Below are 9498 nucleotides of genomic sequence, written 5' to 3'. Positions count from 1 at the left end.
CCGATGCCCCGATGCCCCGATGCCCCGATGGCGCGCGGGCGGGCCGGCGCGTTGCCACGTGACGATTGCGCTCGGCGTCATCGCGCCGCTCCGTGCAGCACTGCTGCCGATATTCGGCCATTCGAGTCGGATGGCTCGCAAGCGTCGTTGGCTCGAGGTGCGGGGTCGACCTGTCGGGCATCCGAATCCGGCCCCAATAGGACACTGGACGCCAGCCTTGCAGCGCATGCAAACCTCATCGCGGCGGTCCCGCAAACGTTATCGTCTTTCGAATCCGGAAATGATCTGATTTATCTGTTTCCGTCTCTTTCCGCATATTCGGCAAAACTAAACCGGAAGGAGATAGATGCTGTGTTCTAATTTCATTTAGAATCAGCCGGTTATGTTTATTGAGAGAAAGAATGCGGAGGTAATGCGGTCGTCGACGGGGAAACAAGCGGCGTCCGAAGCCCTGCAAGGCAGTGCCGACAGGCCAAATCGGCGAAATCAGGCGGGTTTTACAACTGCCAATATAAGATAGTGTCCAAGTCGGATAAACAACTCCTATGAAAGAATCGATTGGAGATTCGGCGTTTGAAACTGTATTTATGAAAGAATCGAGCAGTGATAATGCCTCGGATTGCCTCGAACCGGGGTTATCGGTCCTCCTCGTCGACGACCAGCCGTTCGTCGGCGAGGTGATCCGCCGCGCGTTGCGCAGCGAGCACGACATCGACCTGCACGTGTGCACCGACGCGCATCGGGCGATGGCGGTCGCGCGCGACGTGAAGCCGACGGTCATCCTGCAGGATCTCGTGATGCCGGAAATCGACGGCCTCGATCTCGTGCGCGCGTGGCGCGCCGACGCCGGCACCGCACGCGTGCCGATCATCGTGCTGTCCGCGAAGGAGGAGCCGATCGTCAAGCGCGAGGCGTTCATCGCCGGCGCGAACGACTATCTGGTGAAGCTTCCCGACGCGATGGAGCTGACCGCGCGCATCCGCTATCACTCGAATTCGTACCTGATGTCGCGGCAGCGCGACGAGGCGCTCGATTTCCTGTCGCACGACATGCGCTCGCCGCAGACGTCGATCCTCGCGTTGCTCGACGTCTACCGGACCGAACACGGCGACATGCCGGCGATCATGGAGCGCATCGCCGGCCACGCGCGACGCGCGCTCGCGCTCGCCGACGGCTTCATCCACCTGACCCGCGCGCAGTCCGAGCGCCGCGCGCACGAGGTCCTGAGTCTCAACGAGATCGTGCTCGACGCCGTCGACCAGCTGTGGGAGAAGGCGGCCGGGCTCGGCTGCCGGGTGATCGCGCACGTGCCGGATACCGAGTGCGTGACGATGGGCGACCGCATGATGCTGACACGCGCGGTCGCGAACCTGATCGACAACGGGCTGAAGTACGGCCCGGCCGGGATGGACGTACATTGCACGCTGAGCGGCGACGACGGCGCCTGGCTGATCGGCGTCGAGGATGCCGGCGCCGGCATCGCGCCGGAACAGCGCACGGCCGCGACCGAGTCGTTCGTGCAGCTCGAATCCGCGCACGGCGCGGCGCGCGGCGGTTTCGGCCTCGGCCTCGCGTTCGTCCGCGCGACGGCGGCGCGGCATCGCGGCAAGATCCTGATGCGCAATACGGCGCGCGGCTTCATGGTCGCGCTTCGGCTGCCGGCGCAAGCGGAGCAGTGATGTCGCGGCGCGGCCTGCCGGCGCCGCGCCGCCCGCGAGACCCCGATGCGCTCGTGGCGCGCCACCCGGCGCGCACGCGGGCGCGGATTTTTTCAACGCTGAATCTAGAAAGCCCATAACGAACATGGCCACCGTGACGCCTCGCGCGACCAATGAAAGCCTGCATCCGACGATCGGCGCTGCCCGGCTGACGCTCGGCAATCGCATCCTGCTCAGCTTCGGCGTGCTGTTCGTGCTGATGCTGGTGACAGCCGGCGTGTCGTACGAGCGACTGCGCGCGATCAACGCCGAAGCCGTCAGCATCGAGCGCGACTCGTTGCCCGGCGTCTATCTCGCGTCGTCGCTGCGCGGCTCGGTCAACGAATCGTTCATGCTGCTGCAGCAGGCGACCTTCGTCGACACCGGGCCAGAAGCCGTGCAGCGCGATCTCGCGAAGATCGCCGACGCGCTGAAGGAAACCGAATCGCTGTCGGTGGACTACCAGAACACGACGTTCCGCGACGACGACCGGCAGCGCTTCATGGCGTTCCGCGGCGCCTACGATCACTACGTGCCGTTGCTCAACGACGCGATGCAGAAGAGCCGCGCATCGCACGACGAGGCAGTCGCCGCGTACGCAAAAGCGCTGCCCGCATGGACCGAGGTCGTGCGCAACGCGAACGTGCTGGTGCAGGAGAACCGCAAGTTCGCGGAGCAGTCCGCGAAGCTGATCCGCGAATCCGTGCAGGACACCGAGATCGTGCTGGCGACGGCACTGGCGTTCATGCTGCTGTCCGCGCTGGGGCTCGGCTACATGCTGTACCGCTCGGTCACCGTGCCGATGGCGCGGCTCGTCGAGGTGCACGACGTGATGCGCACCGGGAACCTGACGCGTCGCCTCGACCTGCGCCGCCGCGACGAATTCGGCACGCTCGAGACGGGCTTCAACCGGATGGCCGACGAACTGACGGAGCTGGTCTCGCGCGCGCAGCAGTCGTCGCTGCAGGTGACGACGTCGGTGGCCGAGATCGCTGCGACGTCGCGCGAACAGCAGGCCACCGCGAACGAGACCGCGGCGACGACGACCGAGATCGGCGCGACCTCGCGCGAGATCTTCGCCACGTCGCGCGACCTGCTGCGCACGATGAACGAGGTGGCCGGCGTGGCCGAGCAGTCGGCGACGCTCGCGGGCGTGAGCCAGAGCGGGCTCACGCGGATGGGCGAGACGATGCGCAGCGTGATGGACGCGGCCGGCTCGGTGAACGCGAAGCTCGCGATCCTCAACGAGAAGGCGCTGAACATCAACCAGGTGGTGGCGACGATCACGAAGGTGGCCGACCAGACCAACCTGTTGTCGCTGAACGCGGCGATCGAGGCCGAGAAGGCCGGCGAGTACGGCCGCGGCTTCGCGGTCGTCGCGACCGAGATCCGCCGCCTGGCCGATCAGACGGCCGTCGCGACCTACGACATCGAGCAGACGGTGAAGGAAATCCAGTCGGCCGTGTCGGCGGGCGTGATGGGAATGGACAAATTCTCCGAGGAAGTGCGCCGCGGGATGCTCGACGTGCAGCAGGTCGGCGGGCAGTTGTCGCAGATCATCTCCGAGGTGCAGACGCTCTCGCCGCGCTTCCAGATGGTCAACGAGGGCATGCAGACGCAGGCGAACGGCGCCGAGCAGATCACGCAGGCGTTGTCGCAGCTGTCGGAGGCCGCGCAGCAGACGGCCGAGTCGCTGCGCCAGTCGTCGCAGGCCATCGACGACCTGACGCTCGTCGCGAACCAGTTGCGCACCAGCGTGTCGCGCTTCAAGGTCGACGCGTGACGCGCGCCGACACGCAGAACGGCGCTCACGCGCTGTTCCTGATGTTCGAGCTCGACGGCGAGCGTTACGCGCTCGACGCGGCCGGCATCGAAGAGGTGCTGCCGCTCGCCGTCACGAAGGCGGTGCCCGGCGCGCCCGACTGGATCGCCGGGCTGCTGATGCGCGGCGGCGAGCCGGTGCCGGTGATCGACGTGCCGATGCTGGCGCTCGGGCGGCGCGCGCAGGCGCTGCGCTCGACGCGGCTCGTGATGGTCCGCTATCGCTCCGGTCACGCCGGGGGCGAGCGCACGCTCGGCCTGATCGTCGAGCGCGCGACGCAGACGATGCGGATCGACCGCGCGGCGTTCCGCGCCAGCGGCGTCTCGACCGCGCGCACGCGCTGGCTCGGGCAGGTCGCGAACACGCCCGACGGTGTCGTGCAGCAGATGTCCGTGTCCGACCTGATCGACGACGTTGCACGCCTGTATCTGTTCGACGGCCTGTCGGGCCACGGGGGGGAATCCGCATGAACGTGTCCGAATCGCGATTTCGCGGCTGGCTGCTGCGCGAGACCGGCATCGACCCCGATTCGCTCGGCAACGATTTCCTGATGCGGGCGCTGACGGATCGCGTGCATGCGTTGCAGGGGGACGGCGAGCGCGTGCCGTCGGCCGCGCGGCTGCCCGTGACGCCGGAAGCGCTCGACGCGTACTGGCAGCAGCTCAACGCGTCGGCCGACGAACGGCGCGCGCTGATCGAGCTGTTCGTCGTCCCGGAGACGTGGTTCTTCCGCGACCGCGAAGCCTTCGCCACGCTCGCGCGGGAGGCCGCCGAACGGCTCGCCGCGATGCCCGGCCGCGTGATTCGCGTGCTGAGCGCGCCGTGCTCGACGGGCGAGGAGCCGTATTCGGCGGCGATGGCGTTGCTGGATGCGGGGCTCGAGCCGGCCAGCTTCGCGATCGACGCGATCGACCTCAGCGCGCGCGCGATCGAGCAGGCGCGGCTCGGCTGTTACGGACGCAATGCGTTCCGCGGGACGGCGACGGAGTTTCGTACGCGGTACTTCACGCCGACCCGCGACGGCTGGCTGCTCGACGAGCGCGTGCGCGCGTGCGTGCAGTTCGGTCACGCGAACCTCGTCGAACCGGTCGCCGACAACGGCATTCGCTACGATTTCGTGTTCTGCCGCAACGTGCTGATCTATTTCGACCGCGATGCGCAGGATCGCGTGATCCGCTCGCTCGACGCGCGTCTCGCCGACGACGGCATGCTGTTCGTCGGGCCGGCGGAGACGGGTGTCGCGATGCGGCAGGGGATGCGCTCGGCGCGCGTGCCGCTGGCGTTCGCGTTTCATCGCGAGTCGGCCGGTGCTGCTGCGGCCGATGCATGCGCGGCCCGGCCGGTTGCGCCGCTGCCCGCGGCGGCGCCGTCCCGGCGCGCGGAGCGCTTCACGGTCGCACCGCTCACCGCGCCGCGCCCGGCGGTGGCCGTCGAGCCGCCGGCCTGGCTCGGCGACGTGCGTCAGCCGTTCGCGGCGGCGCCGGCCGTGCGGACGGCCGCAATCGACGCACGGGCCGCGCTGGCGGTGGCAACCGCCGTGGCGGCCGCGCCGGCCTACGACGGCATCGCGCCGGCGATCGACGATGTCCCGACGCTGGAGGATGCGCAGGCCCTGGCGAACGCGGGCGCGTTCGACGAGGCCGAGCGCATGCTCGCGCAGTTCTCGGCGCGCGTCGGCCCGCATGCCGATGCGTTCTACCTGAACGGACTGATCGCGGATGCGCGCGGGCGCGCCGCGGAAGCGGGCGATTTCTACCGGAAGGCGCTGTACCTGCGCCCAACGCATCACGAGGCGCTGACGCATCTCGCGACGCTGCTCGACGTCGGCGGCGATCGTGCGGGCGCGCAATGGCTGCTCGAACGCGCCCGGCGTTCGGCCGGCTGACACGACGGGAATGGGACCGACACCGCGATGACCAGAGAAACTCATGAACCGCGCCGCCGCTGCCACTGACGACGCGACGCTCGACGTCGACGATTGCTGGAACCGGATCGGCACGCGCGGCGACCGCTCGTGCGAGCGGCTGAACGACTGCCTGCGCTGCCTGAACTGCCCGGTCTACGCCCGTCACGCGGCGAAGCTGCTCGAGCGTCCGCTCGACGTCGCCGAAATGGCGGACGTCACGCGCCGGATGAGCGCGTTCGGCACCGCGCATGCGCGCGACGACGACGGCGATACGCGCCATGCGGCGCTCGCGTTCCGGGTGGCCGACGAATGGCTCGCGCTGCCGATCGGCGTGCTGCGCGAGATCGCCGGCACGCGCCCGATCCATTCGCTGCCGCATCGCCGCCATTCGGCCGTGCGCGGGGTGGTCAATATCCGCGGCACGCTGCGCATCGCGATCTCGATCGGCGCGCTGCTCGGCCTCGATGCCAGCACGACCGGCAGCGGCGACGGCCGTTTCACGCGGCTGCTGGTGGCCGCGCACCAGGGCGAACCGATCGTGTTTCCGGTCGACGAAGTCGAGGGCGTGCTGCGCTTCGGCGCCTCCGACTGGGTGCCGGTGCCTGCCACGGTCGGGCGCGCGAGTGCGGGCCTGTCGCGCGGCGTGCTGTCGTGGCGCGGCAAGTCGGTGGGGCTGCTCGACGACGATCGTCTGTTCGACGCCGTGACACGGAGCATGCGATGAGCGGCGATGACGACCTGAGCCACCTGTCGCTGCTCGAGCTGTATCGCGAGGAGACGCGCACGCAGACCCAGGCGCTGTCGGAGCGGCTGCTCGCGCTCGAATCGGGCGAGCCCGACTCCGTCGCGCTCGAGGCGTGCATGCGCGCCGCGCATTCGCTGAAGGGCGCCGCGCGCATCGTCGGCGTGCCGCTCGGCGTCGAGATCGCCGGGCGGATGGAGGAATGCTTCGTCGCCGCGCAGGCCGGCACAATCGCGCTGACGGCTACGCACGTCGACGTGCTGCTGGCCGGCGTCGATTTGCTGGTGCGCGTCGGCGATCCGCAGGGGCAGCCCGTGTCGCAGACCGAGATCGACGTGTTCGCTGCGGCGCTGACGGGCGCCGACGGCGCGCGGACGATGCAGGCGCCGGCCGCCGTGCCGCCGCCGGTGCCGCCGTCGTTCGTGCCGTATCGCGAACACGACGGCGCCGCCAACGAGCCGGTCGGCGCGAGTGCCGCGGTGCCGCCGCTCGCCGTATCGGGCACGGTGCCCGATCCGGCCCAGGCCGGCCGCATGGCGGGCGCCGGTGCGATGCGCCGCGTGCGCGCCGACACGCTGAACCGGCTGTTGAGCCTGTCCGGCGAATCGCTGGTCGAATCGCGCTGGCTCAAGCCGTTCGCCGAATCGATGCTGCGCGTGAAGCGCGCGCAGCGCGACGCGGCCCGTTCGCTCGACCTGATGTACGAGCAGTTCGCCGACGATCTCGACGCCGGCATGCTCGCGTCGATGAACGAAGTGCGGCACATGCTCAACGATCTGCAGCGCTCGCTTGCCGAGCGCATGGACGAATTCGACCGCTTCGAGCGGCGCAGCACGCATATCGCCGAGCAACTGTACGACGAGGCGCTGCAATGCCGGATGCGGCCGTTCGGCGACGCGACGCGCGCGTATCCGCGCATCGTCCGCGATCTCGCGCGCTCGCTCGGCAAGCAGGTGCGTTTCTCGATCGTCGGTGAAGGCACGCAGGTCGATCGCGACATCCTCGACCTGCTCGACGCGCCGCTCGGCCATCTGCTGCGCAATGCGATCGACCACGGCGTCGATTCGCCCGACGCGCGCCACGCGCGCGGCAAGCCGGCCGAGGCGAGCGTCACGCTCGAGGCGCGCCACAGCGCCGGCTCGCTGCTCGTCAGCGTGATCGACGACGGGCCGGGCGTCGACATGGATGCGCTGCGCGCGGCCGTCGTCCGCCAGCGCCTGACCGACGACGAGACGGCCGCGCGGTTGTCCGATCCCGAGCTGCTCGAATTCCTGCTGCTGCCGGGCTTCTCGATGCGCGATGCGGTGACCGACGTATCGGGGCGCGGCGTCGGCCTCGACGCGGTGCAGGAGATGGTGCGCGGCGTGCGCGGCGCGGTGCGGATCTTCAACGAGCCGGGTGCCGGCATGCGCTTCGTGCTGCAGTTGCCGCTCACGCTGTCGGTGATTCGCAGCCTGCTCGTCGAGGTCGGCGGCGAACCGTATGCGTTCCCGCTCGCGCATGTGCGCCGCACGCTCGAACTCGCGCACGACGACATCGACGTGCTCGAAGGGCAGCCGCATTTTCCGTTCGACGGCCGGCGCGCGGGCCTCGTCGCCGCGCATCAGCTGCTCGACGCGGGCGAGCCCGATGCCGCGCGCGCCACCACCGCGGTCGTGGTCGTCGGCGGCGAACCCGAGCTGTACGGCGTCGCGGTCGACCGCTTCCTCGGCGAACGGATGCTGGTCGTGCAGCCGCTCGACAGCCGTCTGCACAAGATCCAGAACATCGCGGCCGGCGCGTTGCTCGAGAATGGCGACCCGGTGCTGATCGTCGACGTCGAGGATCTGATCCGCTCGGTCGACAAGCTCGTGCGCGGAGGGCAGCTCGCGCGGCTCACGCGCGATCCGCAACTCGCGCTCGCCGACCGGCGCCGCCGCGTGCTCGTCGTCGACGATTCGCTGACGGTGCGCGAGCTCGAACGCAAGCTGCTCGAAAAGCGCGGCTACGACGTGACGGTCGCGGTCGACGGGATGGAAGGGTGGAACGCGGTGCGCAGCGATGCGTTCGATCTCGTCGTGACCGACGTCGACATGCCGCGCATGGACGGCATCGAACTCGTCACGCTGATCAAGAGCGACCCGATGCTCAAGCGCGTGCCGGTGATGATCGTGTCGTACAAGGATCGCGACGAGGATCGCCGTCGCGGGCTCGACGCCGGCGCCGATTACTACCTCGCGAAGAGCAGCTTCCACGACGAGGCGCTGCTCGATGCCGTGCACGATCTGATCGGAGACGCGCGCAGATGAACATCGGCATCGTCAACGACCTGCCGCTGGCCGTGGAGGCGCTGCGCCGCGTGATCGCGCTGCGCGCGGACCATCGCGTGCTGTGGGTGGCGACCGATGGCGACGAGGCCGTGGATTTCTGCGTCGCGCATCCGCCCGACGTCGTCCTGATGGATCTCGTGATGCCGAAGGTCGACGGCGTCGCCGCGACGCGCCGGATCATGGCGCGCGCGCCGTGCGCGATCCTGATCGTGACGGCGAGCGTCAGCGCGAACACGTCGTCGGTGTACGAAGCGATGGGCGCCGGCGCGCTCGACGCGGTCGACACGCCGACGCTCGCGCTCGGACTGTCGACCGATGCGCCGCCGCAGGCGCTGCTCGCGAAGATCGACCAGATCGGCCGGCTGCTCGAAAGCCGCACCGCGGCGCTCGTGCCGCCGGGGCCGGCGCCCACGCGCGGACAGCCGACGCTCGTCGCGATCGGTGCGTCGGCGGGCGGCCCGACCGCGCTCACCGCGCTGCTGCGCGCGCTGCCGGCCGATTTTCCGGCCGCGATCGTGATCGTCCAGCACGTCGACCAGGCATTCGCGTACGGCATGGCCGAATGGCTCGACGGCTATACGCGGCTGCCGGTGCGCGTCGCGCGGCAGGGCAGCGTGCCGGAAGCGGGCGAGGTGCTGCTCGCGGCGACCAACGACCATCTGACGCTGTCGCCGCGCGGCGTGCTCGGCTATACGCGGCATCCGGCCGAAACGCCGTACCGGCCGTCGATCGACGTGTTTTTCAACAGCGTCGCGGACGGCTGGCAGGGCGATGCGCTCGGCGTGCTGCTGACGGGCATGGGACGCGACGGCGCGCTCGGCCTGAAGGCGATGCGTGCGAAGGGCTGCTATACGATCGCGCAGGACGAAGCGACCAGCGCCGTGTACGGGATGCCGAAGGCGGCCGCGGCGGTCGGCGCGGCGTCGGCGATCCTGCCGCTCGAACAGATCGCGCCCCGGTTGATCGCGCGAATCGCGCTCGCGCCGCGCGACTGACGGTGGCGCATCGGGCAGGCGCCGTCG

7 protein-coding genes are annotated in these 9498 nt (G+C 69.6%); all 7 read left to right on the top strand.

The window, feature by feature from the left end; translation table 11 throughout:
* The first annotated feature begins 545 nt into the window (after nucleotides 1–545).
* The 7 genes from C4B30_RS32905 to C4B30_RS32870 all read left to right on the top strand — a co-directional run bounded on the left by C4B30_RS32905 (nucleotide 546) and on the right by C4B30_RS32870 (nucleotide 9471).
* Nucleotides 546–1679: a hybrid sensor histidine kinase/response regulator gene (locus C4B30_RS32905; protein WP_105133544.1), complete on the top strand. Its 1134-nt coding sequence runs from the start codon at nucleotides 546–548 to the stop codon at nucleotides 1677–1679.
* A gap of 124 nt (nucleotides 1680–1803) precedes the next feature.
* Nucleotides 1804–3480: a methyl-accepting chemotaxis protein gene (locus tag C4B30_RS32895; protein ID WP_027782473.1), complete on the top strand. Its 1677-nt coding sequence runs from the start codon at nucleotides 1804–1806 to the stop codon at nucleotides 3478–3480.
* A complete protein-coding gene (locus C4B30_RS32890; protein ID WP_105133542.1) occupies nucleotides 3477–3989 on the top strand; it encodes a chemotaxis protein CheW in 513 nt (170 codons plus the stop codon). The genes C4B30_RS32895 and C4B30_RS32890 overlap by 4 nt, the downstream gene beginning before the upstream one ends.
* Entirely contained in the window at nucleotides 3986–5404 is a 1419-nt protein-coding gene (locus tag C4B30_RS32885; protein WP_105133541.1) for a CheR family methyltransferase, read from the top strand. The genes C4B30_RS32890 and C4B30_RS32885 overlap by 4 nt, the downstream gene beginning before the upstream one ends.
* A gap of 43 nt (nucleotides 5405–5447) precedes the next feature.
* Nucleotides 5448–6149, top strand: a complete 702-nt coding sequence (locus tag C4B30_RS32880; RefSeq protein ID WP_105133540.1) for a chemotaxis protein CheW — start codon at nucleotides 5448–5450, stop codon at nucleotides 6147–6149.
* The gene (locus tag C4B30_RS32875; protein ID WP_089501381.1) at nucleotides 6146–8455 is read left to right on the top strand and encodes a hybrid sensor histidine kinase/response regulator; all 2310 of its coding nucleotides are present in this window, start codon (nucleotides 6146–6148) and stop codon (nucleotides 8453–8455) included. Before C4B30_RS32880 ends, C4B30_RS32875 begins: the two co-directional genes overlap by 4 nt.
* Nucleotides 8452–9471: a chemotaxis response regulator protein-glutamate methylesterase gene (locus C4B30_RS32870; RefSeq protein ID WP_027782478.1), complete on the top strand. Its 1020-nt coding sequence runs from the start codon at nucleotides 8452–8454 to the stop codon at nucleotides 9469–9471. The genes C4B30_RS32875 and C4B30_RS32870 overlap by 4 nt, the downstream gene beginning before the upstream one ends.
* The last annotated feature ends 27 nt before the right edge of the window (nucleotides 9472–9498 follow it).

The sequence above is a fragment of the Burkholderia sp. BE12 genome (genome assembly GCF_002959955.1).
In the GTDB taxonomy this organism is placed as follows: domain Bacteria; phylum Pseudomonadota; class Gammaproteobacteria; order Burkholderiales; family Burkholderiaceae; genus Burkholderia.
This window is presented reverse-complemented; position numbering and strand designations above follow the sequence as displayed.